This is a genomic window from Sphingomonas lenta (assembly GCF_002288825.1).
GTDB lineage: Bacteria > Pseudomonadota > Alphaproteobacteria > Sphingomonadales > Sphingomonadaceae > Sphingomonas > Sphingomonas lenta.
This window is the reverse complement of sequence record NZ_NSLI01000007.1, coordinates 1-26867: the sequence shown is the minus strand read 5'-3', so window position 1 is coordinate 26867 and position 26867 is coordinate 1. Positions and strand designations below refer to the sequence as shown.

General features: G+C 68.2%; 27 protein-coding genes and 1 pseudogene. 7 read left to right on the top strand and 21 right to left on the bottom strand.

The genetic code is table 11. The features are described from left to right. Nucleotides 1-65: 65 nt before the first annotated feature. Together mobF and CKY28_RS17470 are read right to left on the bottom strand one after the other, a co-directional pair. Nucleotides 66-3431, bottom strand: a complete 3366-nt coding sequence (gene mobF / locus CKY28_RS17475; protein WP_095999685.1) for a MobF family relaxase — start codon at nt 3429-3431, stop codon at nt 66-68. Further along, nucleotides 3428-4228, bottom strand: a complete 801-nt coding sequence (locus CKY28_RS17470) for a hypothetical protein (protein ID WP_095999684.1) — start codon at nt 4226-4228, stop codon at nt 3428-3430. The genes mobF and CKY28_RS17470 overlap by 4 nt, the downstream gene beginning before the upstream one ends. A 98-nt stretch (nt 4229-4326) precedes the next feature. Between CKY28_RS17470 and CKY28_RS17465 the strand changes: the two genes are divergently transcribed. The 3 genes from CKY28_RS17465 to CKY28_RS17455 all read left to right on the top strand — a co-directional run bounded on the left by CKY28_RS17465 (nt 4327) and on the right by CKY28_RS17455 (nt 5816). Then, nucleotides 4327-4752 (top strand): helix-turn-helix domain-containing protein, encoded by a 426-nt coding sequence (locus CKY28_RS17465; RefSeq protein ID WP_176473171.1) that lies wholly within the window; start codon nt 4327-4329, stop codon nt 4750-4752. A 1-nt stretch (nt 4753) separates the two neighbouring features. After that, a complete protein-coding gene (locus CKY28_RS17460) occupies nt 4754-5017 on the top strand; it encodes a hypothetical protein (protein ID WP_095999682.1) in 264 nt (87 codons plus the stop codon). 562 nt (nt 5018-5579) lie between these two features. Further along, nucleotides 5580-5816, top strand: a complete 237-nt coding sequence (locus tag CKY28_RS17455) for a hypothetical protein (RefSeq protein ID WP_176473170.1) — start codon at nt 5580-5582, stop codon at nt 5814-5816. Nucleotides 5817-6019: 203 nt separating this feature from the next. Here CKY28_RS17455 and CKY28_RS17450 read toward each other — a convergent pair whose 3' ends face one another. Both CKY28_RS17450 and CKY28_RS17445 read right to left on the bottom strand, forming a co-directional pair. Further along, nucleotides 6020-6334 carry a hypothetical protein gene (locus tag CKY28_RS17450; RefSeq protein ID WP_095999680.1) on the bottom strand — a complete coding sequence of 105 codons (315 nt, stop codon included), beginning with the start codon at nt 6332-6334 and terminating at the stop codon, nt 6020-6022. Next, the gene (locus CKY28_RS17445; RefSeq protein ID WP_095999679.1) at nt 6331-7101 is read right to left on the bottom strand and encodes a hypothetical protein; all 771 of its coding nucleotides are present in this window, start codon (nt 7099-7101) and stop codon (nt 6331-6333) included. Before CKY28_RS17445 ends, CKY28_RS17450 begins: the two co-directional genes overlap by 4 nt. A gap of 181 nt (nt 7102-7282) precedes the next feature. Between CKY28_RS17445 and CKY28_RS17440 the strand changes: the two genes are divergently transcribed. Continuing rightward, nucleotides 7283-8206: a HEPN domain-containing protein gene (locus CKY28_RS17440; RefSeq protein WP_095999678.1), complete on the top strand. Its 924-nt coding sequence runs from the start codon at nt 7283-7285 to the stop codon at nt 8204-8206. 179 nt (nt 8207-8385) lie between these two features. Here CKY28_RS17440 and recD2 read toward each other — a convergent pair whose 3' ends face one another. From recD2 to CKY28_RS17385, 11 genes are all read right to left on the bottom strand, one after another. Then, nucleotides 8386-10593, bottom strand: a complete 2208-nt coding sequence (gene recD2 / locus CKY28_RS17435; RefSeq protein ID WP_217989612.1) for an SF1B family DNA helicase RecD2 — start codon at nt 10591-10593, stop codon at nt 8386-8388. Nucleotides 10594-10701: 108 nt separating this feature from the next. Continuing rightward, nucleotides 10702-11766 carry a DUF5710 domain-containing protein gene (locus CKY28_RS17430; RefSeq protein ID WP_141243985.1) on the bottom strand — a complete coding sequence of 355 codons (1065 nt, stop codon included), beginning with the start codon at nt 11764-11766 and terminating at the stop codon, nt 10702-10704. A gap of 109 nt (nt 11767-11875) precedes the next feature. Beyond that, the gene (locus CKY28_RS17425) at nt 11876-12205 is read right to left on the bottom strand and encodes a hypothetical protein (protein WP_141243984.1); all 330 of its coding nucleotides are present in this window, start codon (nt 12203-12205) and stop codon (nt 11876-11878) included. A 756-nt stretch (nt 12206-12961) separates the two neighbouring features. Then, on the bottom strand, nt 12962-13507 hold the full coding sequence (locus CKY28_RS17420) for a Ros/MucR family transcriptional regulator (RefSeq protein WP_095999675.1): 546 nt from the start codon (nt 13505-13507) through the stop codon (nt 12962-12964). Between the two features lie 289 nt (nt 13508-13796). Continuing rightward, nucleotides 13797-13940 (bottom strand): hypothetical protein, encoded by a 144-nt coding sequence (locus tag CKY28_RS19175; RefSeq protein ID WP_245841912.1) that lies wholly within the window; start codon nt 13938-13940, stop codon nt 13797-13799. A 479-nt stretch (nt 13941-14419) separates the two neighbouring features. Further along, complete coding sequence (locus tag CKY28_RS17410; protein ID WP_095999673.1) at nt 14420-14890, bottom strand: hypothetical protein; 471 nt, start codon at nt 14888-14890, stop codon at nt 14420-14422. Continuing rightward, nucleotides 14887-15366, bottom strand: coding sequence for a hypothetical protein (locus tag CKY28_RS17405; protein WP_095999672.1), 480 nt, complete (start codon nt 15364-15366; stop codon nt 14887-14889). The genes CKY28_RS17410 and CKY28_RS17405 overlap by 4 nt, the downstream gene beginning before the upstream one ends. Beyond that, nucleotides 15360-15707, bottom strand: a complete 348-nt coding sequence (locus CKY28_RS17400) for a hypothetical protein (protein WP_095999671.1) — start codon at nt 15705-15707, stop codon at nt 15360-15362. The genes CKY28_RS17405 and CKY28_RS17400 overlap by 7 nt, the downstream gene beginning before the upstream one ends. Nucleotides 15708-16416: 709 nt before the next feature. Next, nucleotides 16417-17595 carry a replication initiator protein A gene (locus CKY28_RS17395; protein ID WP_245841911.1) on the bottom strand — a complete coding sequence of 393 codons (1179 nt, stop codon included), beginning with the start codon at nt 17593-17595 and terminating at the stop codon, nt 16417-16419. 133 nt (nt 17596-17728) lie between these two features. Further along, nucleotides 17729-18772, bottom strand: a complete 1044-nt coding sequence (locus CKY28_RS17390) for a ParB/RepB/Spo0J family partition protein (protein WP_095999670.1) — start codon at nt 18770-18772, stop codon at nt 17729-17731. A 29-nt stretch (nt 18773-18801) separates the two neighbouring features. Next, complete coding sequence (locus CKY28_RS17385) at nt 18802-20001, bottom strand: AAA family ATPase (RefSeq protein ID WP_217989611.1); 1200 nt, start codon at nt 19999-20001, stop codon at nt 18802-18804. 412 nt (nt 20002-20413) lie between these two features. Between CKY28_RS17385 and CKY28_RS19170 the strand changes: the two genes are divergently transcribed. Then, the gene (locus tag CKY28_RS19170; protein ID WP_245841910.1) at nt 20414-20530 is read left to right on the top strand and encodes an excalibur calcium-binding domain-containing protein; all 117 of its coding nucleotides are present in this window, start codon (nt 20414-20416) and stop codon (nt 20528-20530) included. A gap of 163 nt (nt 20531-20693) precedes the next feature. On the opposite strand, the gene CKY28_RS17375 is transcribed toward CKY28_RS19170, so the two are convergent. Both CKY28_RS17375 and CKY28_RS17370 read right to left on the bottom strand, forming a co-directional pair. Continuing rightward, nucleotides 20694-20945 (bottom strand): hypothetical protein, encoded by a 252-nt coding sequence (locus tag CKY28_RS17375; RefSeq protein WP_095999667.1) that lies wholly within the window; start codon nt 20943-20945, stop codon nt 20694-20696. A 28-nt stretch (nt 20946-20973) separates the two neighbouring features. Beyond that, nucleotides 20974-21759, bottom strand: a complete 786-nt coding sequence (locus CKY28_RS17370) for a DNA/RNA non-specific endonuclease (protein WP_176473169.1) — start codon at nt 21757-21759, stop codon at nt 20974-20976. Between the two features lie 357 nt (nt 21760-22116). Between CKY28_RS17370 and CKY28_RS19390 the strand changes: the two are divergent. Next, a pseudogene (locus tag CKY28_RS19390) lies at nt 22117-22488 on the top strand (DUF2939 domain-containing protein); the annotation flags it as partial. Here the strand turns inward: CKY28_RS19390 and CKY28_RS18985 are convergent. The 4 genes from CKY28_RS18985 to CKY28_RS17340 all read right to left on the bottom strand — a co-directional run bounded on the left by CKY28_RS18985 (nt 22385) and on the right by CKY28_RS17340 (nt 26116). After that, nucleotides 22385-23134: a restriction endonuclease gene (locus tag CKY28_RS18985; RefSeq protein WP_425442549.1), complete on the bottom strand. Its 750-nt coding sequence runs from the start codon at nt 23132-23134 to the stop codon at nt 22385-22387. The pseudogene CKY28_RS19390 and the gene CKY28_RS18985 sit on opposite strands and share 104 nt — an antisense overlap. A 1614-nt stretch (nt 23135-24748) precedes the next feature. Then, nucleotides 24749-25225, bottom strand: a complete 477-nt coding sequence (locus tag CKY28_RS17350) for a hypothetical protein (protein WP_095999663.1) — start codon at nt 25223-25225, stop codon at nt 24749-24751. Further along, on the bottom strand, nt 25225-25551 hold the full coding sequence (locus tag CKY28_RS17345) for a hypothetical protein (RefSeq protein WP_095999662.1): 327 nt from the start codon (nt 25549-25551) through the stop codon (nt 25225-25227). The genes CKY28_RS17350 and CKY28_RS17345 overlap by 1 nt, the downstream gene beginning before the upstream one ends. Nucleotides 25552-25657: 106 nt before the next feature. Then, a complete protein-coding gene (locus tag CKY28_RS17340; RefSeq protein WP_095999661.1) occupies nt 25658-26116 on the bottom strand; it encodes an acyl carrier protein in 459 nt (152 codons plus the stop codon). 79 nt (nt 26117-26195) lie between these two features. Between CKY28_RS17340 and CKY28_RS17335 the strand changes: the two genes are divergently transcribed. Beyond that, nucleotides 26196-26588, top strand: coding sequence for a hypothetical protein (locus tag CKY28_RS17335; protein WP_095999660.1), 393 nt, complete (start codon nt 26196-26198; stop codon nt 26586-26588). The last annotated feature ends 279 nt before the right edge of the window (nt 26589-26867 follow it).

Here is a 26867-nt window from a genome sequence, read left to right as displayed (position 1 = left end):
TGGGCGGAACTCCCGATCGCCGCGATGAAGAGCATAGCCTTGCACGTGCTTCAAGCAATCCCGATTTAGAGCCCGAGCTCGAAGTCTCGGTCACCGCGGCCGAGCCCGCCCCTGCCCGGCTCCTCGATCTGACGCTGGCGCTCGGGGATGCGCTTGTCGAGCGCATGCTCCAGCGCCGGTTCGCGCTGCATGCGCTCCTCCAGCCGTTCCAGCCTGCGCTCGGCCCGGTCCGCTCCGATGCGCGTCTCCGCCGCCCCACGCTCGCCCGATGCCGCCCGCCAGTCAGCCACGAACCGGTCGGCGTACGCAGTGGGGTCAGCCCGCACCCTGCCCTCCTCCACCCAGGCCTGCCGCAACTCGGCCACGCGGCCCTGGGCGACATCGCGCGCGAGGTCGGGGTGGCGGTCAAGCGCGACCTGTAGGTCCTCGGCTCCCTTGGGCCGCACGGCGTCGAGCGCCGCCGCCGCCTGGGCGAGCTCGCGCTCCTGGTTCGGCGACGGCGTCGTCCGGTCGTCGCGCGCCTTCTCCACGGATACGAAGCTCCGGGCGCACCGCTCGATCGCGCGGTCGATCGGCGAGAGCGCGTACCGCAACCGGATCGCGTCGGGAGCCCCGCCCTGGGCGACGACGTCCAGCGCCGACGTTTTGTCGCCGGGGTTGCGCATGACGCCGCGCTCCACCTTGCGCCCGTCGTCGAGCACCAGCCTCGTGTTGTCCGCGATGCGCGTGAGCGAGACCAGGAACGTCTTCTCCGACAGGAGCCGCCGCTCGGCCGAGTTCATGGCGAGGATGCCGTGCTCGACCGTGACGCCCTGCGACACGTGCACGTTGACCGCATAGGCCAGGTCCAGCCGCTCCAGCATCGGATCGCCGCGGCCGAGCTCATGGACGGCGCCGTCGTGCAGCGATGATACGACGAGCTTATCCCGGCCGACCTCCTCCACGCGCGCGAGGTCGCTGTTCGCGATCCCGCGTTCCAGGTCGTTGCCGGTCCAGCGGATGCGGTCGCCCCTGTGCAGCTCCACCTGCTTGACCGCGTAGATCGACACCGCGTCGTTCTTCAGGTTCTTGGGCAACCGACCCGGCCGGAACACCCGTTCCTCGCCCGAGCCGAGCTTGAGCAGCACCCGGTCGCCGTCCACGCCCACGACCGTGCCCCGGTCGCCGCGCCCGAGCTTCTGGCTCGGCAGGTCCGTCCTTATCTCGACCACGCGGCCGGGTTGATAGTAGGGCATGTGGCGTGCCCCCTCGCGGGTCGCGTTCACCGGATCGAGCACGTCCATGCGCACGCCCGGCGCGGCGATCTCGCCAGCCGCCTTCAGCTCGGCCTGCGCCGCCTGGTTGGCGGCCGTGCGCATCGCGCGGCCGGAGGCGAGCAGCAGCGTGCTCTCGCGCTCTTGCCGGGGCAGCGCCGCCCACAGCCCCGCGGCCGTGGACGCGACCTCGGATGCCGGGACCTCGATGGTGGCCGGACGCAGGATCTCGAACGCGCCCGGTATGTCGTTCCTGTCGAGCGCGGCCACTACCGCCTTCATCTGCTCGGATTTCGAGCGCAGGTTCTCCGTCAGGAGCGCGGTCGCGTGGCCTGCGCGCTGGCTCTCCTCGAACGGCCTGCCCGCGGCGACCGCGTTGAGCTGCCGGGTGTCGCCCGTCTGCACCAGCCGCGCGACCCCCATCGTGTTGGCGAGCCGGACCAGCCGCTCCATGTCGCGGGTCCCGACCAGGCTCGCCTCCTCCATGATCACCACCGCGCCCGCCAGCTCGGCCCGCACGCGCGCGAGCTGCTTGGACGAGGCCGTGCCGTCGATCACGCGCTCATGGCGCAACAGGAAGCGCGACAGCGACGACACGGCGGCGCCCGTCTCGCGCCCTAGGTCACGCGCCTTCTTGCTCGCGACCGCCAGGCCGATCACGTGCCGCCCTTCCGCCTTGGCGATGGCGGTGACGGGCGCCAGCGCCGCCGATTTGCCACGCCCGGCCGCCCCTTGCACGTTCACCACCCGGTCCGTCGAGGACAGCATCAGCACCGCCGCGCCCTCCTGGCCGGGGTTGAGGCGACGAAGGCCGAGCTCGCGGGCGACCTCCTGCGCGCGCGCCGCGGCTCCCGCCCCGGACACGATGGGGGCCGACTTGCCCTGCCCCGCCTCGACCTGGGCCAGGTAGCCCCGCTCCAGCCTGACCGCGCCTTCGGTGGTCACCATGCGGCCGCTGTCCCCGATCAGCAGGCCCTTACCTTCCAGGGCCGCGATCCTGGCCTCGACATCGGCCACCGTAACCGGACCGCCGCGGCTCAGCGCCACCCGGATCAGGTCCAGCCGGTCGAACGCGGCTTCGCGCTCGCCGAGCTCGCGCGCCGCCGACGCCACCGCCTGCGCCGCCGCATAGGCGCGCGGCTCCAGCCGGCCGAGGCGCTCAGGCACCAGCGGATCGCCGTCGCGTGGGGTCAGCCCCATGCGCGCCGCCACCGCCAGCCCGCGATCACCAACGCCGCGCAGACCCCTCGTCACCTGACTCCACACCGTCTCCGCCCGGCCCGCCCGCCCCAGCGCCACCGACACCAGCTTGCCCGCATCGACGCCGTGCTCCGCCGCCAGCGCGCGCCACCCCTCCCCGCGCAACTCAGGCGACAGCGTCGGCGCCTTGGGATCGCGGGTGGCGAGCGCCGCCAACTCGCGCTCGCGAGGGGTTCCCTGAAGGCCCCGCGCATCGAGATAGGCCTGGATCTGCGCGGACCGGACCGAGAACGCCTCCACCGCCTCGCGCGGCACGCCCTTGATCTCGAACGAGCCGTTTATCGGGTTCCGGGCCGGCAGCGTCTCATAGCCGATTCCCTCCACCCGGGCCCGGAAGTCCGCGTTCAGCACCGCGTCGATCACGTGCTGGCGATCATACAGCTCGTCGGACCTGAGCGCGTGCCACTTGCCGTCCGACGTCCTGGTCGCATTGGCGAGCACCGCGTGGTTATGGAGCTGCGGCTCGTCCGCGCGGTTGGCGTCGTGGAGGAACGTCGCCGCGACCAGGTTGCCGGTGCGCTCGGGCACCTGCCGCCCGCTCTTCATCACCCGTCCCTCGGCCAGGTTCTTCTCGACCCAAGCCAGCGTCGCCGCGACCGACTGCCGAAACGCGTCCACCAGCCGCTGGTCGCCGCCGACCAGCGCGAGGATGGACACCGACTTCGACGCCGACATGGTCAGGTCCCAGCCCGGCCGGTGGTCACCACGCTTGGCGTCCAGCACGCTGCCGTTCGGCAGTTCGCCGCTGAGCACCCGCTCGAACGCGGCGGCGTCGACCGGACCCGACAAGCCGAGCTCCGCCGCCCCCCGCCCCGCCCAAGCGCTGGCGCCCTCGGCCTGCTCGGCGGTGTAGTAGTTGTCCCGGGCGTAGTAGCCGGCCGCGTCGCCCGCCGACTCGACCAGCGCCACCGTGATCATCGCCCGCCTCCCCGCACCGCGCGCGGCACATAGGCGGTGACGGTGACCTCGCGGCCCGCGACCTTCACGCCGCAGGCGGTTGTGCCGTACTGGTAGTCGACCAGGCGGCAGATGCCCGTGTCGCCGCCGCCGAGCAGGCGGTTGCCCGTCGGCGTCGCCAAGAAACGGCTGGGCAAGATCGCGGCCAGCGCGAAGTAGAACCCCATCGCCCCTATGACCAGGATGCCCCACGCGGACGCCAGCATGCCGCCCCGCCAGTCGCCTAAGCCGATGTTGTACATCGTCTGCGTGCGCGGCTCCTTGGCCCACCGCTCGATCGCGGCCGTGTTGGCCTTCAGCGCCTCCGTGTGCTCCCTTTGCCGCGCGTCGATCGCGTCGAGGCGGGGCTGGTTCTCGATGCGCTCCACCATGGCGTCCATCTCGGCCCTGATCGGGTTCAGGCTGGCGGTGATGCGCTCGGGCACGCCGGCGAACAACTCGCCTCGCACCCGGGCCATCGCCGCCGCGTCGTCCCGCTCAAGCTTGCTGAGCTCGGCCTTCTGCTTGGCGACGTCGGTGGCGATGCGCTCGAACTCCATGATGGCGTTGACCATCATGGTGCGCATGGCGGTGAGGTCCTCAGGACGCAGGGCCGGCTTCTCGGCGACGAACATGGCTCGCCCCTCCCGCCGCGCCAGAAGGCCCTCCGCAAGGATCTCGCGCACGATCGCGCTCCGCTCCAGGTCACGCTCCGCCGCCCAGCGGTCGTACTCCGCCGCGTCCTCGTCCGACATTCGGATGTTGATCTGCACCGTCACGAACCGTTCCTCCCGCCGCCGATTGCGCCCGCCGATCCCGTTGGGTTAGGATCAGGAAAACGACATAATGTACAACATGCTGGCATGGTGCTTAGATCTTGGCAACGAAGCGGAGCGTCGGTGAACGTCTCAAAGCAGTACGCAAGCGCGCAGGGCTCGCTCAGGGCGCGTTCGCGCAAGCGCTCGGCTGCTCGCGCCAGTCGATCGTGAACTGGGAAGGCGGCTCGGCCGCGCCGCCGATCGCCATCCTGGCCGAGCTCCGCCGCAAATTCGACGTCGACCCCGAATGGGTCGTCATGGGCGAGGACGACACGCCCAGGAGCCGCTACGGTCCGGCGGATTGGGACGCCTTCGACGGCCTGGTGGCCGATGTGGAGGCGGTGTGCCGCGACGTGGGCCTCAAGCACCAGCCCGAGCGCCACGTGGCGCTCGCGCGCGACCTGTACGATGCGGGGCTGGATCCCGGAGCGACGAACCGCAAGCACCTGCGCGCGACGTTGCTCAAGATGTCGATGAGGAAGTGACATGAAGCCCGACTATGACCGGATCGTCGCCCCTTGGACCCGCGAGTCCGACCGGCAGGGGTACAAGCGGCGGAACTGGCCCGCCGTCCGGCGGTGGGCCGCATTATGCGTGACGCTCATGGCGGGCGCGGTCGCCGCCAGGGAGGCGCTCGACGCGCGCACCCTCTTCCACGCCTTCTTCGCCGGGGCGATCGCCGCCGGCGCGGTCATGCTCCGCCACTATCTTGATCCGCGCCTCTTCGTGGAGCGGCCGCCGACGCAATAGGCGAACCGTCAGGGCATAGCGTTCACGGCGAGGCCTCACCCGCTCGCTCCGCCACCGTCACAGCTCGCCCGTTCAGGACGCCGGTCGGCGTCAGCACCGCGCGTATTGGGAAGCCGACCGTGCGGTTGGCGGTGAGCACGGTTCGGCCATTCCGATCCCGCCAATCGATCAGGCCGACGGCCGCGGTTCAGGCGATGCCCGCAGGGCCGGACCTCCCCAGGCCCGACCGAGGCCTACACCCCGGTCAAAGATGCCCCGTGTAGCGGCGTAGCGGCGACGTAGCAGGGCCGACAACGTCACGGCCCAGCTTTTCGAGACAGCTAGCATCGCCGCTACGACGCTACGCCCTTGTTCCCGCTCGCGATTTTCCGCAGCACGCACCCGCTATCCATAGCGTGGTGTGTGCCCCTTCAACTGCAATCATTCGAATCTGGCGAGGTGAGGTGATCGGGTTGACCGGTCCGTTTCGGCGTCTCCTGCGGGGGTCCGAAAGCCCGTGGGCGACTGAACACGTGCTCCGACCATCTTGGCCGACCGAACCTGGTAGTTCTATATACGTTCCATGGCGCTGTGCCGCGCCGATCGGTTGGGGAGGCCGTTCATGGCAAGGGTGAAGATCGAGGATGTCGTTGATCATCTCAGGGGCGAGATGCGCCGCGCGCTGGCCCAAACGCTCAAGACGGTAGCGCCCGAGGTCCAGGTGGACGACGGCCAGTTGTTCCGCGAGTTCCGGCGCAACGTGAGCCGTCGCTGCAGCACCTGGGAAACCGTGCCCGACCACTGTGTCGACAAGGACTAGCTCGCCCCTTCCCCGACCTGACCCTGGAACGGTCCGGATCGACAGCCATACCGGTCACGAGGTCCTGCCCATGCGGTCGCTCATGGCATCTTGGACCAGCGAGGTCTCGCGCGAGCGTGCCGCATTGCCGATCGACATCGTGCTCATCCTGGAAGCGCTAGGTTGCCGACGCATGTCCGAGCCCGGACCGCCCCGCTTTGATCTCAGTCAGGCCCACTGGGCGGGACCGACGGGTCCGTGACGGCGCTCGACCGCCTGCGACGTTTCGCCAGCGCATCCTCCAGCCTTAGCGCGATCTCCAGGCCCAAGGGCTCGAACAGGGCGCGCCGCTCCGCCGTGAGCGCGTCGTCGGGGTCGACCGCCACCTCGCAGGAGACGTGCGTGCGCGCGTCGTCCGGCAACTCGGTCAGCACGACGCGTCCGATCGGACCGAGCTCCGAATGGCCGAAATCGTAGGTCCATACGCGCTCGGCGAGCTCGCGCTTGATGAACGTCACGCCCGGCGGCAGCTCGATCACCCTCGCCGGCCCCGCTTCGGGCCGGTCGCCGCGGCGGTCTCCAGCAACCACTCGATCGCGCCCGGCGTACGCCGCCACACGTCGCCGGCCTCGTCGACGTACCAGCTCGCCTCGTCCGAGCCGCCCATGGTGACATAGCCGTCCAGCGATGGATCGGGCCGCGCCGCGCCCGACAGCATGGCGGGCAGATAGCCGTTCGCCGCAACCGCTTCAGCCCCCAGTTCGGCCGCGTTCCCCGCGGCGTCGCGGAACGCCACGAGCGCGCGCGTGTAGGACATCGCCGTACCGCCGTCGTCGCGGTAGCGGCGCAGCAGCGCGCGGAGCTCGTCAGAGCGTCCCGACCGGAGAAGCCCGAACGCGAGCAGGTGACGCACGCCCTGGTTGTCGTCGGGGTTGAGCTCCAGCATCTCGCGCCAGTGGTCGAGCGCCTGGGCCACCTCGCCGACCCTGTACAGCGTCCCAGCGAGCCCGGCCCTGGCCCGCATGTACGGCCTGGTCTCAAGCCACCCCCAGAACTCGCCCCGGCGCTCCTCGAACCCGGAGCCGATCGCCAGCTCGCCGGCCTCGACGCCGCGCTGGTACAGCGCAACCGCCTCCTCGTCCGTGTCGGCCGCCTCGTCGGCGAGCAGCACATAGGCGTCCGCGCACAAGGGCGAGATCGCGAGCGCTTGGCGCGCAAGCGCCACCCGCTCGGGCCCGTCCGCGTCCCAGGCGTCGTACATCAGGTCCTGCGCGCGCGAGAGCGCTGGGTCGCCCTGCCCGGCCATGCGTCCTGCCTCCGTCGCCAGCTCGGGGATTATGCTAGCAGGCGGTGCGCCGGCAGTCATGCCGGCTCAAGGTTTGCGCCACGGACAGCGCTACCTGGAACACCAAGAGAACGCGTCGCCAGTGCCCGCGCGCCATCGCGGGCGTTCACCATGCGGCCTGCTGCCGCTAGGGTCGCCCGCGATGCGCACCGACCTTGACCATCTGCCTGCCGCGAAGCGACGCGAGCTGGACCGCGTCATGGCCGTGCTGTTCGAGGAGTTCACGGCCGCCACCGCGATCGCGACCGCCGACTGGAAGCGGCAAGCGCGCATCCTCCACGTCATCCTTTACGGCTCCTACGCGCGCGGGGGCTGGGTGGACGAGCCACACACCGCCAAGGGGTACCGATCGGACTACGACCTCCTCGTCATCGTCAACCACGACAAGCTCACCGACCGCGTCGAGTTCTGGGCGGGCGCGGAGGATCGGTTCAACCGCGAGCTGACGATCACTGGGGGGCTGAAGACGCCGGTCAGCTTCATCGTGCACTCCCTCGACCAGGTGAACGACGGACTCGCGCAAGGTCGATACTTCTTCACCGACATAGCCCGGGACGGCATCGCGCTCTACCAAGCCGACCCGAACAGCCTAGCCGAGCCCCGGCCCAAGGCACCGGCCGAAGCGCTGACGCTCGCGCGGGAGTACTTCGAGGAGTGGTGGCCGAGCGCCCAGAGCTTTCATCGCGGCTACCAGTATGCGATTCGGGACGGCGATCTGAAGAAGGCTGCCTTCGACCTCCACCAGGCGGCCGAGCGGTTCTACCACTGCGTGCTGCTCGTCCGGACCTTCTACACGCCCCACGTGCACAACCTGGGCGTGCTCCGCGCCCAAGCCGAGCGGGTCGACCCGCGACTGGCCGGCGTCTGGCCGCGCGCGACCAGGCGCGAGCGGGCCATGTTCGAGAAGCTGAAGGAGGCCTACGTGAAGGCGCGATACTCGCGCCACTACGCTATCGGTGCCGACGAGCTCGCCTGGCTGGGCGAACGGGTGGCGGAGCTCGGCCGCATGGCGGCGCAGGTCTGCCGCGAGCGGATCGAGCTCCTCACGGCCGAGATCGAGGCCTGATCGGCTCCCGGCAAACAAAAGAGCGGCCCGGAGACCGAGGTCGCCGGGCCGCAGGAGAATAGGGCCACGTAGGAGAGGCCCTTCGGGTCGCGTGGCCGCCCTACACCGGATCGGCCCCGGTGTCTTCCGTCTAGGTGATGCCGTCGTTCGAGGGACGATCCGGCCGTGTCGCCCGCCGCCTATGATGGTCGCGTTCCGGCCAGCCGATCGCGCAGCAGCGACCAGCGCCGGGGCTGCCGCCGCCGGACCGCCAGCCCCAGCGCCTTGCGCGAGCCCACGATGACGAGCAACCGCTTGGCCCGGGTCACGGCCGTGTAGATCAGCTCGCGCCCGAGCATGGTGTAGGCCTGCATGGTGAGCGGGAGCACGACCGCCGGGTACTCGGAGCCTTGCGACTTGTGGATGGTCGTCGCGTAGGCCAGCTGCAGCGCGTCCAGCTCGCCGAAGTCGAACGCGGCCTCGTTCTCGCCGAACCGGGCGCGCAGCTCGCCGTCGACCTGATCGACCGCGGTCACCACGCCGAGATCGCCGTTGTAGAGGTCGCGCTCGCGGTCGTTGACCACGTGCATGACCTTGTCGCCCGGCCCGAACCGCTGCCCGAACCGCTCGACGGCGTAGTGGCCGGGCGGGTTCAGCCGCTCCTGGAGCAGCAGGTTGAGCGAGCGAGCGCCGGCGCCGCCGCGCTGCATGGGGCTGAGCACCTGGATGTCGCGGGCGGGATCGAGCCCGAACCGCTCGGGGATGCGCTTCGCGACCAGCTCGACCACGCGCTCCGCCACGTCCGCCGGCTCGTCGGCGGGCACGAAGAAGAAGTCGCCCTCGCCCCTCGCCTCCAGGTCGGGCATGCGCCCCCGGTTGATCGCGTGCGCGCTCCGGATGATGCGGCTCGTCGCCGCCTGCCGGAACACCTCCGTCAAGCGCACCACCGGCGCCGCTTCGCTCGCGATCACGTCGGTGAGCACCTGGCCCGGCCCTACCGACGGCAGCTGGTCGACGTCGCCGACCAGCAGCAGCGCCGCGGCGGGCGGCAGCGCCTTCATCACCGCGTGCATGAGCGGCACGTCGACCATGCTCACCTCGTCGATGACGAGGAGGTCGCAGTCGAGCGGGTTGTCGCGGTCGCGCTTGAACGAGCCCTCCGGCCCGTCGGTCTCCAGCAGTCGGTGAAGCGTCATCGCCTCCATGCCGCTGGCCTCCGCCAGCCGCTTGGCCGCCCGGCCCGTGGGCGCCGCGAGCGCGATGCGCACCCGCTTGGCGGCGAGCACCTTCAGGACCGAGTTCACTAGCGTGGTCTTGCCCACCCCCGGCCCGCCGGTGATCACGCACAGCTTGGACACGAGCGCCAGCCCGAGCGCGTCGCGTTGGCCGGCCGAGAGCGCGAGCCCGACCTTGCGCTCGACCCAGGGCACCGCGGACGTGAGGTCGATCGCCGGCCAGGGCAGCAGGCCGTCGCGCAATCCGAGGAGCCGGTCGGCGATCGCCTGCTCGGCCCGATACAGCCCGGCCAGGAACACCACCTCGCGGCCGTCGGTTACGCCGGCGACCACCTCGCCGCACGCGAGCTCCCGGTCGAGCGCTCCCGCTACCAGCGGCGCCTCAACGCCGAGCAGCTCCGCGCCGGAGCGCACGAGGTCGTCGCGCGGCAGGCCGCAATGGCCGTCGTCCATGGCGGTGGTGAGCGCGTGCGCCACGCCCGCGCGCACGCGCCTGGGATCGTCGGGCGTGTAGCCGAGCGCCCTGGCGATCGCGTCCGCGGTCTTGAAGCCGATGCCCGATATGTCGCGCGCCAGGCGGTACGGGTCCGTGCGGATGAGCTCGATCGCCTGCTCGCCATAGGTCCTGAAGATGCGCACCGCGCGCGCCGAGCTGACGCCGTGGCTGTACAGCCAGACGATGATCTCACGGATGACGCGCTGGTCGGCCCAGCCCCGGATGATCTTGGCTTCCCGCACGGGGCCGATGCCGGTCACCTCGCGCAGGCGTTCGGGCTCGCGCTCGATCACGTCGAACACGTCGCTCCCGAACGCGGCCACCAACTTCTTGGCGTAGACGGGGCCGATGCCCTTGATCATGCCGGAGGCGAGGTACTTCTCCAGCCCCTCGAGCGTGGTGGGCACGGTTGCCTCGATCCGCTCGGCCCGGAACTGGAGACCGTGGGTGCGGTCGTTCAGCCATACGCCCAGCGCCTCGACATACTCGCCCGCCCCGATGGTGGGCAGGTGGCCGGTCACCGTGGCGAGGTCGCGGCGGCCGCGCACCTTGACGCGCAGCACGCAGAAGCCGTTCTCCGCGTTGTGGAACGTGACCCGCTCCACCGTGCCGGCGAGCGGCTCGGCGCGCGGCGCCCCGGCCGATGACGAGTGGCGGATGGCTGCGGTCGCGTCCACCTCGCCTATGTAGAGCGGCGGCGGCGCCCCGCACAGAAGCACGGCATATCCGCAGCGCGATCGAGGCGGTCCTGCCCTGGCGGCGACAACCCACGCCGTAGGCAGGGTTTACAGCTTCAGGATTTCGACCCCCCGCCAGACCTTCTGCGTCCGATTGTCGCGGAGCTCCACCTCGCCATCGTCCGCGAGCGCGGCCGAGGCCAGCTCCTTGGCCTCCTCTAAGTCATCCAAGTAGGAGCCGGCGCGGAACCCGCCATACCCGCACACGAGATAGTACCTCGCCTGCTCCGACGACCTCTCGTGATAGGTGTTGACGAGCGAGGGACGGGCCTGCTCCGACCAGGGGGCGAACGGGGCGACTTCGACGCCGGAGGGCACGTACCAGCGGCGGCGCGCCACGTCCCATCGCGCCCCCAGGAGGCGGACCCGGTCCTTGTCGCCGAACGGCACGTCCAGGTAGGTCCGTTCATACTCGGGCGAGCTCGGGATCCAGCGCGCGAACAGGTCCAGCTCGTAGCGGTCGTCTATGTACCAGGTGCGCGCCTCGGCGTCCCACCGGGCCCCCAGGCGCTTGGCCTCGTCCTTGGACGCGAAGGGAACGTCGAGGTCGATCCGGGCTGGCGGCGGGGCCGCAGGGCCGTTGAGACGTTCCCAGAGGCTCCGGAACACGCCCAGTGCGTCGCGCAAGAACCCGGGCGACGCCGCGGGTCCCGGTCGCTCCTCCTCGCTGGCCGCCCAGCCGGCCGGATCGGCGTCCCTGGCCGCCTGTGGGCCGTTGTCCGAGTCCGCCCCTACCCGTTCCGCCTCCTCGCGGTACCATCGAAGGCCGGCTTCCGGCGACAGCTCGACGGGTTCGGCCTCGTCGCTTCCGACCAGCTTCACCTTGACCTTCAGCTCGCCGCCGGCGATGCGCTCCTCGATCGGCGCCCATGCGGGTTCCGCCGCCTGGTCGGCGCGGAGCAGGACCGCAAGATCGCTCGGCACCTCCCCGCTGCGCCGGCGCGCATACCTGACCAGCCGCTCCGGCTCGAGGTGCTGGCCGTAGGAGCTCCCTTCCAGGATGGTCGGCTCCTCCCGGTCGGCGTCGATCTGCAAAAAGAACGTGTTCAGCGGTGGGTCCCAACCGATGCTGAGGCATCCGCCGTCGCGTTGGTCGAAGCTGTAGCGGCTCATCACGCGCGCGCCTTGCTGTCGGCCGCGGCGCTCGCCGCTCGGCCCCGCCCACGACCGCCGGCCGGCCGTCGACATCGTCGAACCGCCACGACCGCGAGCGGGAGCGGGATCACCGCTCGTCGTCCGAGTACGTGCCGTCACAGACGCCGGGTACGTGCGACAGGTCGCCGATGCCGAAGGCGACCAGCGCCTCGCGGACGATCTGATCCTCCGGTACGCCCTGCGCCGCTGCGAGCGCCTCCAGCTCGAGCTGCATGGCCTCGGGCAGGTCGAGAGTGGTGCGCCACATCCACTCGCCGCTCTTGGTCCGGGTGGGCGCGCCGCCGTGGGGCCGGTCTCCTCGCCTGCCGGCGAGCCTGCGCCGCATGGCGAGGTCCTGCTCCGGGGTTACCCGTCGCGGCGCACCGCGCATCCCGAAAACGTCCAAGGAATTCGTCATCACCGCCTCCACTTCCGTTCAGAGGCGACCCCGGCTCCAAGCCGGGTGTTAGCGGCCCTGCATACCACAAGGCGCCGCCATCTTTAGGCGATGCCCTGGACATGCATGACGGCCACCCGGCCGACAATCATGTCGACCGGCTGGTATGTCAGGAGCCCGCTAAGCCTCACCCCCCGTTACAGCCCGGAAGGCGGGAAGGTTTTACCGCGCCTGGGGTCGCCCGCAACGGAAAAAGCGCGAGGGTCGTGATGTCCTGTATGTGGCGGTCCGCCGACGATCACGTCCAAGCGGACGATTGCGCCGGAACGGTACCCCTCGTGTCGGTTTCCCTGTTCCGCCACCGCCCGGAGGGCGGTTCCGGCCTCGCCACCTGAACGGATCCAGGCTGAACATGCGGGGACCGCCGGCCGCCACACCATCGGACGCTCGGTCCGGAGCGTCGGTACCGGCGTCTCGGCTCGCAACGAACACGCCCGCCCGAGCCTGTATCAGCTTCGCCAGCCAGTGGAGGTCGTCCGCCGCGGCCTTCGACCCGCCGCGTACCCTCGCGTTTTAGAGTGCGCGCGCCGACAGGTCAGCGCCGGGGCGGCAGGTCGGCCCACGTCGGCCCCTATCCGTTCTGCCGAACAGCCACAGGGCGGCGATGTGCCCTCGTGCGTGAACTAGACCTATCGGGAGCGGTTGCGCGGGTCGGCGATCAGCCCCGCGGGCGTGGAGGCGGCCAGTCGCGGGGCACTTCCGCCCACCCTCACCCGGTCAGGACGGCTCGGGCAGCTTGAGCTTGCGCCGCTTGGCGGGCTGCGTCGCGGCCTCTTGCGGGTCGCTGGCGGCCGGAGCACCGTTCCCTTCCGCCGCGCCGCCCTTAGGCTTGCGGCCGAGCCCGGTCCTGTGCGCCAGGTCGCGCCGGCTGGCGGAGTAGCTGGGCGCCACCATCGGGTAGTCGGGCTTCAGGCCATAGCGCGCCCGGTACTCGGCGGGCGTGAGGCCGTGGGTGGCGAGATGACGTCGCAGCGTCCGGTACGGCTTGCCGTCGATCATGGAGATGATGTGGTCGGGGGAGCTGAGCGACTTCCTCGCCGACACCGCGGGCCTGTGCTCTACGGGTGCCGCCTCGGCCTGCTCGGGTACCCCCTGCCCTGTCCTGCCTCCGGCGAGCTCGGCCACGCTCACGTGCATCCGGCGCAGGAACGCGGGCACCTCGTCGGCGCTAGCGCGCGTGTTGGGGTTGGCGAGCCAAGCCACCGTCAGCTCGGCCGCGAGCTCGAGCGGGCTCGACGCCAGGGGCGGCACGGCGTCGTCCATATGATCCTCTCCCGATCCGTGGCCGCGCCGGCGACCATTCCATTTGGCCACTCTAAGCGCCGGTGCCGACGTCGTCCAACCGCCTGTCAGCTCAGCCGCGCTCCCGCAGCCCAGCGATCCGCTCGGCCGTAGTCCCGAGCACGTCCTGCAGTACTCCCAGTGCGTCTACAAGCCGGCCATGTGGCCCAGCATGCGCTCAGCGAGCGCCGGCCCCAGCACGCCTTGAGTCTCCAGCCGGCGGACCTGCATGTCGATCGTCGCGGCGGCGTTCGCCATGTCTGGCGCGGGGCTAGACGGGTCCATCGGCGTCCCCGCATAGCGCAGCCTGGGCGGCGCGCAACGCGGTTACGCGGTCCGGGTGGGCGGACGGCAGCCGGCCCCAGGCGAACGCGGAGCGCTCGGCCGCGCCCTCCACCCACACCCGTTCCGCCACCGAGAACAGCTCCGGGACCGTGGGCTCGCGTGCCTCTCCGATGCAGGCCACGAGTTCCGCCGCGAATACCCGGTCACCGTCATCCTGGCCCACGCATCCCACCCTTTCCGGCCGGCATGTAGGCGGTCGCCGGCCGACCGCTACGGTATGCCGGTGACGCTCGCGGTGATCGGGTGCCGGGATGCGACGGTTACACGCTCGTGCGTCCGGGAATGGGGAGAGCGCTGCCGCGCCCTCCCCGCCCCTGTTGGCCGGATGCGCCCGGGGGGCTTGGGCCCAAGCGCGCGTGCGTGTCGTCTTGGGGCATGCAGCCGCATCCGGCGCGGCGGAGCTTCTAGCCGCTCCTGAGCGCGCTGGCGAGCCCTGCCGGTCAGCGGCTTCTTGGCGACCTCGCGTACTCGATCGGCTCCCGACCGAACTCCTGGCGCAGCCGGGGCCGTGCTCGCGTGCCGCCCGTTCGGCCTTGCTCCGCCGCTGCGCTAGTCGGGCCCGAGCTGGGCGCTGTCGATGTCGTGCATACCGCGCGGCAGCAAAGGCATGTACGCGCCGCTGGCCTGGATCGCACGGAACATGCCCCCACGGGCGCGCGTCAGCTCGGCCAACCACTCAAGGTGCCTGGCCGCGACATCTGGCGAGCACCGCGACACCGCGTACCAGAGCGCGCGCTGATAATCGTCGCCTCCGTGCGCCAGGATGCGCCGCACCGCGCGGGCACCCTCCCCTACCCCGTCCGGCGCACCCGCGGCGCGGTCGTCCGCGAGTCGGCGCGCGGCTTGGCCAAGCTCGGCTGCGGCGAGGTGGCCATCGTCGAGCCCCGTGCCGATCGCCAGCACGGCGAGCGCGCGCCTGGTCGGATCCATCTCGGGATCGTCCAACGCGTCCTTGATCGGCAGCTCGAAATCGTAGCGGGAGAGCAGCGCCCCGATACTTACCGCAGCGCGCCCGCTCACGACGCGGCACCCGTGCCACGCAAACTTACGCCGCGGGCGCGCGCCGCCGCCTCGCGCGCCCGCCGGCGCTGGACGGCGACGGAGTCGATCACCTCGCGGCGAGTGAGCACATGATCGGGCTCGCGTGCGTGCTGAAGGTCTAGGTCGACCAGCAGTCCGGTCATTGCCTCGTCGCCGACCACGCCGCGCACCGCGTGGAGCCAGCGGGCGGACGCGTACGGATGCGACCAGCCGTGCATCGCGCGGGCGCACCACAGGGCGAGCCAGACGATCGGCAGGAGTGAGATGGCAAGCGCCACGCCCGCGAACCACTTCTCACCCACGACTAAGACTAGCGGCGGCAGGAGAAATGCGACGGGGATGGCAAGCGTAGTGGGCCATACGGGCAAGCCGCTGGTCATCAGGTCGGCCTTGGCGATCAGCCGATCCAGGAGCGACGCGCGGCCGCCCTCCCCTGCCCCGTCCACGATCACCACCCGCGCGATGGATCGTAGCCGTCGCTGGGCGACGAAGACGAGCTCGACGAGTAGTCCGGCCAGGAGTTGGACACGCCCGACCAGGACGAGCTGCTCCAGTCGTTGTTGATCGAGCTACCCGAGTGATGGTGGTGGTCGAGCCCGGCCGAGCCAGTACCCGCACCGTACGGGTCGTCGTGCCGCTGCCGGCTCGTGCCGAACGGGTTGCCGGCGACGTCGACCGCTCCGTCCATCATCGGCAGCCCTGTAGCCGGGTTGACGCCGGGGCTGGGGTCGACATCGACGCTACCGTGCGCACCCCAGCGGTCGAACAGATCAGCGAGGAAGCTGCAGATGCTCATGGGGCACCTCCGGACGAGGGGCGGCCGCCATACGGGACTCGCATGCGCCGTGACCGACACGACGCGTAGCCGCCATGCCCGGTTCCGCCGACCGCGCCCGCCAGGTCCGGGTGTGGGTGGAGTCGGGCCGAAGGCCGAAGTCCGGACCGTCGACGTGGTGAGGTGCCTTATGCCGCCGGGTCACGGAGCAACTCGGTCAGGAGCATGGCTCCACCTTCGCCAGTCCAACTCCTACCTTCCATATCGGCTGGTCGGAACGTCACCAGAACATGTCTGAGGCTAATTTATTCTCTACTCAAAATTAGATTGAGTATGTCTCTGGTTAGATAGTTTAGCTGAATCTTAGAAGGTTAGACATACGTCCCGGGTTGGATTCTTATGTGATTTCAGTGTGATCAGCGCCGGACGGCGGTCCCGATGTGTCGAGGGATCGTTCCTGAAGTGTCGGGTGTGTCGTTCCCGATGTGTCGAGCTCGCGTTCCCGACGTGTCGTTGCCCGTTCCCGATGTGTCGAAAACCGGGGAAAGTCGCGCAACCGGCCGGGCCGATTGAATCACTTCCGAGATGCGCTGGACATTTTGCGTTCAAAAGCGCAGCGGGACGACGTTCGCGCACGGGCGAGGCGCGCTCGCCCATGGCGGGAGCCGACACTTCGGGAACGGAGGACCCGCTCTTCGTCGGCCGGAGCGGAGGATGGAAAGCGCGAGTTTCAGCGCAGAAGGTGCTTGTTGCGCTCGTGATGGCGCCGCACGAACCCGACAAACGCGTTCTGGTAGTTTGCCGGCGTGCGCTCCGGATCGGCTTCGACCCAGGTGCGGAACTCGGCGTGTAAGGTCTGGTAGTCCCATCCGGGGCACTCCTGGCGAAGCTGCGCCAGGGTCGTGTCGGTGATCTCGCCGGCGCTCGCCTTGGTCGCGAGCCGAGTGACGCTCTTCCGGATCAGGGCGGCGACGTTGACAGCCGGTTCAGCCGATTGCGCTTCAACGGGAGCGACGGGCGGCTGATGGCGCGCGCCCTCCCCCTTCCCTTTTACATTGGGCTTGGTCAGCAAATCGCCCGGCCGCCGCCGCATTCTCAGCAGCGGCTCGCGCTTGTCGGGTGGGCTCTCGATAGTCAGCGCATAGCCTGGGAGCTCGTCGCGCTCCGCAATTTTGACAATCTCAAATTTAAAGCGCCGATACTGGCCCTCGGCCCCGGACTTCTCGAATAGGGTGGGCATCGAGATCGCGAACCCCGCCTCGCCCGCGCCGCCCGCATGCTTGCGTGCGACCTTGTAGAGCCAGCGCTCGCGCCCGCCGCTTATGTCGAAATAGGCACGGTCGATCGAGAGCACGCCGCCCGTCATCATGACGCCCTCGTAGAACCAGTTCGACAGCTCCAGCGTCATGCCGCGGGACCGTTCGCTGCGCTCGTCTACGAGCTGCGTCCATCCGTCCAGCCAGCTGAACGTCGCCTCGCGGCGGCTGTCGGCGCGGATGTTGGTTTTGACGGTGGTGGCGACCAGTCGGTCGAGCGCCTGAGCGAGCAGCTCGTAAGCGCGGCCGGTGGTCGGTCGACCGATGGCGCGTAACAGATCGTAGGGCATCAGGTGGAGCTTGCGCGGCACGTCGTTGACGCCGCGCCGGGCCATGTCGGCCAGCATGGACGCGCAGTAGATGAGGATGTCTGCGTCCCAGATCGTGGCCATGCCGAATTGAGGGTTGCCCGACACGTTGACCCACAGCTTGCCGTCGGGCGAACGGTAGTCGATCGGCTTGATGCGTTTCGATTTGGCGAGGCTGAAGAACGGACGCTCCATCATCTCCCGCTGATCGCGGAGCGGAAGATCGGCGAGGTAGGGGAGGAACAGCTCGAACTGTTCCGGGCGGAACGCCTCCTCGCGCCTCAAAGCATGTTTCCTTCAGGAAACATCTGACCCTGGCTGTCCATGTTTCCTCGAGGAAACAGAGGGCGGGTCGGATCGGTATTGCACCCCCCTTGCGAGTGGCGCTCAATCGCGATGTTTCCTCCAGGAAACATCCTCATTGCAGGCGACGGCCCTTGGCCTCGAGATGCGCCAGCACCTGACGAAGCCCTTCCACGAACTCGGCCTCGCCGCCGCCCGCACCGGCGTGAAGCCGTACGGTGACGCCCTGCCGGTTGCTAGACTGAAGCGTGACCAGCGGGCGACCGTCGCCAGAGGCGTAGACGAAGGGCTGATCGTCAGACGGTCTCGCGCCGGCCTTCGGCGCGTCGAGAAGGCGCCTGAGCACGATCGGGGCAGGGGAGGGGAGTAGCCCCGCGGCCCGGCGCTCGGCCTGCTCCTTGACGATCACCTTAGCCTCAGCCTCAACGGCCTTGGCGGCGCGCCGATCGTCAAGGAGCTGCGCCAGCCCATAAGCGGGCGCGAGCTGCACGTCGCCGGGCGACGCAAACGCCGCTACGATGCTGTCAGGAATCGACGCGACCTTGATCATCTTGGACAGCCAGCCCTTAGAAAATTTCAGCCGCTCAGCCATGCGCGTCTGGTGGCCCTGGTAGTGGTCGCGCAGTGCCGTCGCGTAGTTGCGAGCGCGCTCGAGGTCTGAAACGTCCTTGCGCGCGCGGTTCTCGATATCCGCCAGGCGAAACGCGGCCTCGTCGTCGAGTTGCGCCACTTGGGCGAGGAACTGCATGTCGGGATAGCTGTGGCTCCGGAGCCAGCTGATCGCCCAGTGCCTGCGCGTGCCGGCGATAACCTCATATTCGTGGTCGGGGTCGCCGGAGACGCGGCGCACGACGGCCGGCACCTTCTGTCCACCCTCAGCGATCAGCGCGTCGATCAGCTCGCGGCAGTTCGCCTCGGAAAGATGTTCGTAGGTTCGGGCGTTGCCGGGCCAGATTCGCGCCCGAGCCGGGTCGATGAGGAGCTGGGTGACTTGCCTAACCTCACCCGAAGCGACGCGCGCAAGCGCCGATTCGCGGCTGAGCAGGGTGGTGCCGCGCGGCCGGTCGGGGGCGGGCTCGAGCTTAGTCGGTGCCGCTTCTAAAGCCCCTGGTTCATCGGCGAGAAGCGCCGCCAGGTAATCGGATTGCTTGCGCGCCACTTCAGGCCTCCCCAACCCGGGTGAGGAAATCACGCCGCTGCATGGACGAGCTCCTCCTCGCTGGCCGGAGTCACCCGGCCCCAGCTCTGCGTGACGAGCTGCTCGACCTGCCCGAGCGCCTCATCGAGGTTCTGGCGGGAGCGCTTGTGGGTCCTGGCCGTCCCGATGGGCTTCTCAAGCTCATAGACGGTCATCATCCTGAGCGCCGCGTGGCTAATCTCGGCAGACTCGAGAATCGGCACCGGCAGCAGGGCGGGCCCGAAGCTCTGCTCCATGATCGCGCGCACCATAGCATGCGAAGGATCGTTGCTGTCGAACTTGGAGCAGATCAGGCGGATAAAGCTGTAGTTGACGTCGATGCCCGCTCCTTTGAGCTGTTGTAGGACCTGATCCATCATCGACAAAAACTGGACCGTCGAGCAGAAGTCCGGCGTCGTCGCCGCGAGCGGGACGAGCAGAGCGTTGGCCGCCTGCATGACGGCGAGGCTGATCGTGCCGAGCGCCGGTGGCGGATCTAGGATGACGATGTCGTAAGACCTAGCGAGATCCATAAGCCCCTGTTTCAACTTGCGAAATCGAGCGGCCAACACTGATTGTCCGTCCGACCCGCTGGCCGCGAGCTCATACTCGACGTCGAATAGCTCCAGATTGGAGGGGATCAGGTCCACATTGGGCCACGGCGTCTGCTTCACCGCGTATAGGAGGTCGGCCTGGGTGGGATCGATGGAGAGGTACGGGTAGAGCGTCTCCTCGCGGGAGATGTTGAAGTGTGGGTTGAACCCGAACAGCGTGGTCGTGGTGGCCTGGCTGTCGCAGTCGACAACCAGCACCCGGTAGCCCTGGACCGCGAAATAGTGGGCGAGGTGGGTTGTTACCGTCGACTTGCCGACGCCACCCTTGAAGTTCTGCACGGCGATGACAGCGGGCACGTCCAGAGGGCTGCGCTCCGGGGACGCGCCGAGAACCTTGCGCATGTTGAGAAGCTCGCCGACTGTGTAACCAAGCCGGCGTCCCGTATCGGTCGCGGGAGGCTGCGGAAGGCGTCCGTCGTCCTCGGCCATTCGGATGCGGTTTGTCGAGCAACTCAGGAGCTGTGCGGCTTCGGCGATGCCGAACCGGACGTTGAGGCCTTTGCGGCTCTCGGGCAGAAAGGCTTTCTGCCGAAGTCGGTCGATCATGCGATTACCCGACGCCGCAAGACCGCCAATCTGGTTCACGACAAGGCTCAATCCAGGCTCCCCACGCACATCTGAATGAATATGCACTTGTATGTTGCAGAACTCATTCAGCTTGACAAGCTGAGCTGGTTCTAAGCTTCACCAAGTCGCGGTCTTGGGCTGGCGCGCGGAACGGCTGCTCGATTATATCTGCTGCCGGAGAGTAGAAGCAGCCCGGATGCGGAAAGCATGGCCGGTCGAGGCGGCGGATCGGCCTCGTTAACAGCGTCACCGGAACGCAATCAGGTCGGCCTGCCGGCTGAGTGTTGCTCGTATATCTGCTGCTCACTGTTGCGCCAGCGCCCGTCGCGACGTTCCAGATGATCAACACCCATTTGCCGAAGGTGCACAGCCCAATCGCAGCACGCGCCGACGGACGGCCGCGAGGCGCACGGCGCGCAAGTCGCCCGGTGGGGGTGGGAGCGTGTATCACGCCAACTGCTCGGCCGCGCGTGTGGCGGGCGCAGCGCCAGTCACACGCGGCGAGTCGGGCTACAGCCGCAAGCTCGACCACGACAACGACGGCGTCGGCTGCGAGTAGGGCGGGGGAGAGGGCCGATGGCGGGATCTCGCGTCACGCTACTCAGCGCCCTTAAGTTCGAAGCGGCGCTGGTAAGTGCGCTGATAGTGGTCGTTTACCTGGACTGGAGCGTGGCGGTCGCGGGGTGTGTTGCGTCCTGGTTCTAGCGCACCCGCGTCTCGGGTCAGGCAAACGGATTGTCGATCTCGTCGGTGGTGGCCGGCTGCGCGCTCGTGAGCCGCTGGGCCGTGCCGCCCGCCTCCAGCTCGGCCACGAGCTTGTCCGCCAACTCCTTCAGCGCCCGCGCGCGCTCAAGTCCCGCCTGGTCGCGCGTGATCTCGACGGAGCCGGAGATCACGACGACCGCGGTCCCGTTCTCGATAGAGAGGCCGCCGATCGAGGATGCGCCCTCGTCGTCAGCGAACGGCTTGATCATGTGCTCGGCTCCTTGCTCGTCAGGGGGGTTAATTCTTGAACGTGGGAAAGGCGGGCACCTTGGCCTTGGTTGCCGCGTCCAGCGTCGGGAACGGGTCGACGCCGATGCGGGACGCGAGCTCCGCGATCGAGACCACTTCCCAATCCGCTCGCGCGTCGTTGCTGGCGATCCAGGCGCCGGCACCCTGGCCCGGCACATAAATTGCTTTCCACACGCGCGTCGGCACCAGCACGCGGCCGTTCAGCCGCCGCAAACGCCCGCCCTGGTAGGCGGGCCCGGTCACCACATAGGCTTGGCCGAGCTTGGACGTGAGGTCGCGGACATAATTCTCCAGGTCCGCCCAGCCATTGCGGTTCAACGGCCCGTCCTGGGGTACGATGTTGGCGAGGCTGAAGCTCTCGTAGTCGTGCGTTGGATCGCCCATGTCGCCGGACGGGGCCATGTGGCCGCGGTCGTAACCGGAGCCGCGATAGTCGACCAGCTCCGCGCGCTCCGCCGGCGGCAGCCGCTCCTCAGGGTGGAACCGGTTATCACGGGTGTCGAGCGCGCGCGCGGCCTCAACGGAGGTACGGGTGAGGCGCTCGGCCACATAGAGTGGGCTGCGCGTCGTAGCTGAATGCAGCACCGCGAACGAGCCGAAGCAGAGCGGGCGCGTGCCGCTGGCAAGCTTGGGATTGGTGAGCGTTGGAGGCGTGCCGCTCGCATAGTGATCGGCGCAGGTGAGGGCAGGGGGCTCGGCCACTTCGATCGAGCAGGCCGACAAGCTCGCCAGGAGCGCCGTCGAGACGCCCACCGCCCAGGCTCCGATCAGCACCTTGCCAGGAGTTCGCATGGCCGCACGTCGCGGCACCTGCGCACGCCTGTCAAGCGCCACGCCGTCACCGCACGGTCACGCTCGAACTGGTTCGCTGAATCAGGGCTGTCCTACAGGAACATAATGTGAACAGTGGGGCGTGGTCTCAGATTCGGAGTCGACCATGATCATGCTAGACGGAGCGACGCTGACCGGCATCGCCGCGATCACCACCAGCATCACGGGCCTGATCGCCACGTTGCGCGCAAGCCGAAACGCGTCAGCGAGTACGACTGCGTCCGCCCAGGACCGGCCGCTGCAGCGGCGCACCCACCGTCAGGACAGGGCGTGCAGCGCTGGTCGACAGGACCGCACCCTATGAGCTCAGGCGATACTACCCTGTGCTGCTGTGGTGCGCGCTCACCTGGCCGAGTGCTGGCTTGCACGGTACGGTTACAACACGATCGCATCGGCGCCGGCACTCGGGAGCATGCCGAACCGGCAGGGGAGGGGGCGAGGATGAGGAGGAAGATCTGGGCCGCGCTAATGGCCATCGTGGTGCTGTTCGCGGTCGCGTATGTCGCCTCGCCGTTCTGGGCGGCGCGGCAGTTTAGAGAGGCAGCGCTCAGCGCGGACGTGGACCGGCTTAAAGCGGCAGTGGACTTCCCGGCCGTGCGCGAAAGCCTGAAGTCCCAGCTGTCGGTTGCGATGACGGCCAAGTTCGAGAATGACCCCGCGATGAGGAAGAACCCGTTTGCCGGCTTCGGCATGACGCTGATGCCCACCGTAGTCGGCAAGCTAGTTGACGGCTTAACTCCAACGCGTCCTGGCACGCCTTCTCGAATTGGCTCGCATCGGCGTTGCCTGCCTCAAGCCCACGCAGGCGAGCAGCTATTGCGCTGCCGATGTCTGAGGCCTCGGCCTCCGCCGGAGCGTCGCTCTCGGACAGCAGTTCGGCGATTGCTACCTCTGCGGCATGGCCAGCAGCGGGCGTCGCTATCTCCGCGCCGACCTGTAGCGCTTTGAGCAACTCGACCAGGTCAGCAGACAGTGCGATGTGCCCCCTCGTTTGGCGGATCAGCTCGGTCAAATCCCAGACGTTTACTCCAGCCGGCAGTTCGGCATCATTCCTGCCGGAAAGAGGCCGGGTCAGAATGAGTATCCCCCGTGCGGCACCGGTTTGGTCCATGCCTCGGCGCAGCTGCGACAATGCGTTACGAAGTGAGGTCTCGGCGATCCGCTGCGACCGGTGAACCTTCAGCTCCACGATGGTCAGGTCACCATCGCGCTCCACCGAAAGATCGACGTAGCCATCGCCGCCGCCTGTCACTACTGTGTAGCCTTTGGCCCGGAACAGCGCCGCAAGAAACTCGAGGAAGTGATCCTCGACGCTCATCGCGTTCAGGCGGTCGATGTCGAGGTCTTTCATGCGTCCCATGCTGCGGACCTAGCATTGCGGGCGAAGTGTGGGGAGCGGTCGCAACGTGCCCCATACGGAACGACCTAATTTCGGCCATCCACGTCCGCTTCGCGGCCGCCCGGAAGCGGACGTTTATTTAGGCAGGGTGTTGGGTCCGGATTTCGGCCGATGGCGGACCGGCCGCTTTCAACGTCCACAATGTAGGAAGCTGCCGTGCTGCGCTGACGCAAGCGAATTTTGATTGAGACGTCCCGAGTTCGAGCCCCGGCGGACCCACCAATCTCTCAACCCACCACGTTCCGAGCCGTACCAGCCCTTTTCTAAGCGGCTGATTTTCCTGTGACGATTTGTCCCACGGCGTACCGCCCTCATCCGATAAAGCCCGGGGCACCTGGGGACATCGAAGGGGGCACCTGATCCAGAAGTGGGGGCATCCGTGCCGCTGGCCGACGCCCAGTGCCGAAAGGCGCAGCCGGGCGACAAGGATTACAAGCTCGCCGACTCGGGCGGGCTGTACCTGTCCGTAACCGAGAAGAGCGCGAAGATCTGGATCGCTCTATCTAGCGGGCGTCTGGATCTGGATCAGATATTAGCCTCAACGCATTCCTCAAACGGGCCACCATCGGCGCCGACGACCACCGCCGCTTTCCCATCTCGCACGAACGCTACGCTCTTGGATCCGTAGCGCTCGAGCGAACCGCCCCTGCGCTCTAGACGGTATGTCCGGGCTCCGGCCCGAAGGGTCACCGCGCCGGAGTGGAACGAGGCCGAGAAGCTGGCGCCGCCAGCGCAGGCGTAGGTAACCCAGGATGAGTTCTGGTGGGCATGGGGCGCGCAGCCGGCGGTGCCGACCAGCAGCAGACCGATCCGGCAGTAAGGTCTCGCTATCTGCCGGTACATAGCTCCGACAGCACCCATTAGAGCCTCCGCCTTCGTCGTCCCTTGATGCTGAAATGAAAAGCGCCCCGCCGGGGGTAGGGCGGGGCGCTGGGGAACTGACGCGGGGGGGGGGGGGGGTTAAGTGCGCCAGTCAAGCGCGGAACGGCCCTAACGCTTGTTAGTTCCCGGCCCGCGGAGAAAACAAAGACGCCCTGCTGATCTTCAGACCAACAGAGCGTCGCGAGCCTCCACCGCCCTCTCCCCCGATAAGGGCAGGACGCTGCAAGCAGCCCAATAACTCAGATCAGCAAGCGCTGTTCCAGGGACCTTGCGCCAGTGCCGCCAGCGAGTGCCGTTGTTCGGCACCCGGCCCCAGAACTCTATGACCGGTACCGGCGCGAACGTCCGGTGAAGGTCGAAATCAGACGTTCGCCTGCTTGTCTGATCCACTGCGTGCCTATCCAGCTCCAGGTCTAAAATGCCACCAGGCCGCGTTCGGTTGATCCGAGCCGAGTAGCCAGCCCTAAATGAGTGCCCGGCTTTGAGAAGCGATCAAGCTGCCCCGGATGGCCGAATATGGATCGAGGCGGCGGTGAGCCGACCGGTCCCGTTTCATCTCCGTCGATCACACGGTTGAGGTCCGCTTGACCCTTAGCGGACATACAATTTCGGTTCGGACCACCGTCAACCGCCGCCCGTCCCGCTCATCTTTCAGGCGAAAATTGCTTTCAACGTCGGTCCTGTCGGCCGCCGCCCGAAGCGGGCCAGCAGCGCGCAATAGGTGCCGCTCGCGACTAGACCCGACAGCGCGAACATAAGGAGCTGCCCGGGAGAGGCTCCGCGCCATCCTTCGCTTCCGAGCGGCGCCAGCAGCATGCCGGTTGTGATCCCGGCGGCAAGACACACCCAGCGCCCGCCCGACGTCCCGCGCCGAGTAACAGGCCAGAGCAGCGACAGAACCGTCATAGCCGCGGGGACCGACACGGTCGCCATGACCAGCCAGGACAGCATCGCCAGAGCAAGCGTTTCCGACCAGCCGGAGGACGTGCCGAAACCGCTCGCGATCATCAGACCCAAGATCAACAGCGTGGACGGCAGCGGGCAGACGATCCCGTCCACAAGGGCGCTCGCCATGTGGTGACGCGGCGTGAGCATCCTGGGTGCAGGCACGCCGTCGTGCAGCTCCATCAAAACAGAAGCAGCATGGAGAGCACGGCCGCGGCGACGCCGATCCAGCCGAGCGGCCCCGCGGCCGAAACACGGTCGGGCCGGCGCGGCGAGTACCATATCAGCGACGAAGGCCCGCGCGCTTCCGCGAGCCGACGCACCCTCGCGCGGACCTCTTGCCCGTCGGCACCCGCGAAGACGACCTCGTCCTCGACGGTGAGCGGCATCGGCGCGCGCTCGCCGAGAAACACGGCGGCATCGCGGACGCGTCGCGCCTCGCGGTAACCGTTGCCGACGTACCGGGCCCTCACCGGGCTGTAGAACAGGGCGATCCAGGCCGCGCGCATCGCGCAGCAGCACGCCGCAAAGACAACTCACGGGCGACGGCGTTCAACATGCTGCCATACATGCGCGTCGGCGCGTTGCGCGTCGGTAAACGACCGCTTTCGGCCCTTAGCGAACTTCGTCGGGATTGGTCGGCCATTGACCGGCTCGGACGATCTCGGCGAGCCCGCCGACCGTGACTGGCCGCAGTGGCTTGCCGAATAGCCGCCCGAACGACCATCCCACTGCTAGAAAGAGTGCGAGCGCTGCGATGATGGCGAGGAATTCCGGCCAGTGAAGCGCAGCGACGAGGACGCCTGCCAGCCCACCGCAAATGAGGATCACCGGGATGCCGATCAGGATTCGTATTGGGCTCGCGCCCTCGGTGTTGAAGAACTCGCGCCATTGGTCGTCTAATGCCGCGAAGTCGGTTCCGAACTGCTGATGTAGTGCTTGAAAGACCTCCGCTGCATCATCCCCATCGACGCCAAGGTCATGGAGCAAGCGAGCGCCAAGCGTCACGTCCGTATCGGGCACGCCATGCTCCCGGATCAGCAGGTCACGTATCGCAGCGACGTAATCACCCATACCGAGCGCAATCTACCGGCACATGGAATGTCCGCAAACCACCCGTTGCGGACATCGGGTTCACCGGTAGTCTGCCGGCGTGCCTAGTCGATATGAGAACCTGAGGAACGCTGTCGCCCGTTTAGCCGCGCCCGCCGAGCAGCAGGTCGCCTACCTGGACCGCATCCACGCGCCCCTTGCCGATGGCGCAAGCGCGATCGGCTACGGCAACGACGAGCTCGCCCTCGAACTGGATGACTATTTCTCCCCAGCATGCGACATGATCTTCTATGGCGAGCTAAGCGAGGCGGAGAGGACCGCGATCCTTCCGCTATCTAAGCTGCTTGGGAAACTTGGCGGTCAGGAGCATGCCGACTTCTGGCGGCGCGAGGCGCTGTTCAACGATCCAAGATGGGCGGAAGTGCGCTCGCACGCTGCACAGGCGCTGGAGCACCTGCCGGATGAACCGCGCGCATTCGGCCGCTTTGCGTAGGATTACGTCGGTCCGCTTTCGACCGTATTGCGGACGTCTAACCTTTGCGGCAGACGACTGCCATGATGCTTACGTCGGTGCTGCGCCTGTTGTTGCCTTATCGGCGCACCACCGAGGCCGAAGCTCGGGATGCCATAATACGATGCGGTATCTGAGGTGGCCCCCTAAATGACCTGACAGGGTCTCGCTCTTAGCTAAGAGTGAGGCATATGACTGAGCATACGACCAGGCGTTACAACGGCGGCGAGGTCCTCTCCGGGGTCCAGCGCCGGAGGCGCT

Bases quoted from the DNA above. Each gene is read 5' to 3' on its own strand.
- mobF (WP_095999685.1), bottom strand. From the start codon at position 3,431: ATGATCACGGTGGCGCTGGTCGAGTCGGCGGGCGACGCGGCCGGCTAC.
- CKY28_RS17460 (WP_095999682.1), top strand. From the start codon at position 4,754: ATGAAGCCCGACTATGACCGGATCGTCGCCCCTTGGACCCGCGAGTCC.
- CKY28_RS17455 (WP_176473170.1), top strand. From the start codon at position 5,580: ATGGCGCTGTGCCGCGCCGATCGGTTGGGGAGGCCGTTCATGGCAAGG.
- CKY28_RS17445 (WP_095999679.1), bottom strand. From the start codon at position 7,101: ATGGCCGGGCAGGGCGACCCAGCGCTCTCGCGCGCGCAGGACCTGATG.
- CKY28_RS17440 (WP_095999678.1), top strand. From the start codon at position 7,283: ATGCGCACCGACCTTGACCATCTGCCTGCCGCGAAGCGACGCGAGCTG.
- CKY28_RS17430 (WP_141243985.1), bottom strand. From the start codon at position 11,766: ATGAGCCGCTACAGCTTCGACCAACGCGACGGCGGATGCCTCAGCATC.
- CKY28_RS17425 (WP_141243984.1), bottom strand. From the start codon at position 12,205: ATGACGAATTCCTTGGACGTTTTCGGGATGCGCGGTGCGCCGCGACGG.
- CKY28_RS17420 (WP_095999675.1), bottom strand. From the start codon at position 13,507: ATGGACGACGCCGTGCCGCCCCTGGCGTCGAGCCCGCTCGAGCTCGCG.
- CKY28_RS17400 (WP_095999671.1), bottom strand. From the start codon at position 15,707: ATGAGCATCTGCAGCTTCCTCGCTGATCTGTTCGACCGCTGGGGTGCG.
- CKY28_RS17375 (WP_095999667.1), bottom strand. From the start codon at position 20,945: ATGATCAAGCCGTTCGCTGACGACGAGGGCGCATCCTCGATCGGCGGC.
- CKY28_RS18985 (WP_425442549.1), bottom strand. From the start codon at position 23,134: ATGAGCGTCGAGGATCACTTCCTCGAGTTTCTTGCGGCGCTGTTCCGG.
- CKY28_RS17350 (WP_095999663.1), bottom strand. From the start codon at position 25,225: ATGGAGCTGCACGACGGCGTGCCTGCACCCAGGATGCTCACGCCGCGT.
- CKY28_RS17345 (WP_095999662.1), bottom strand. From the start codon at position 25,551: ATGCGCGCGGCCTGGATCGCCCTGTTCTACAGCCCGGTGAGGGCCCGG.
- CKY28_RS17340 (WP_095999661.1), bottom strand. From the start codon at position 26,116: ATGGGTGATTACGTCGCTGCGATACGTGACCTGCTGATCCGGGAGCAT.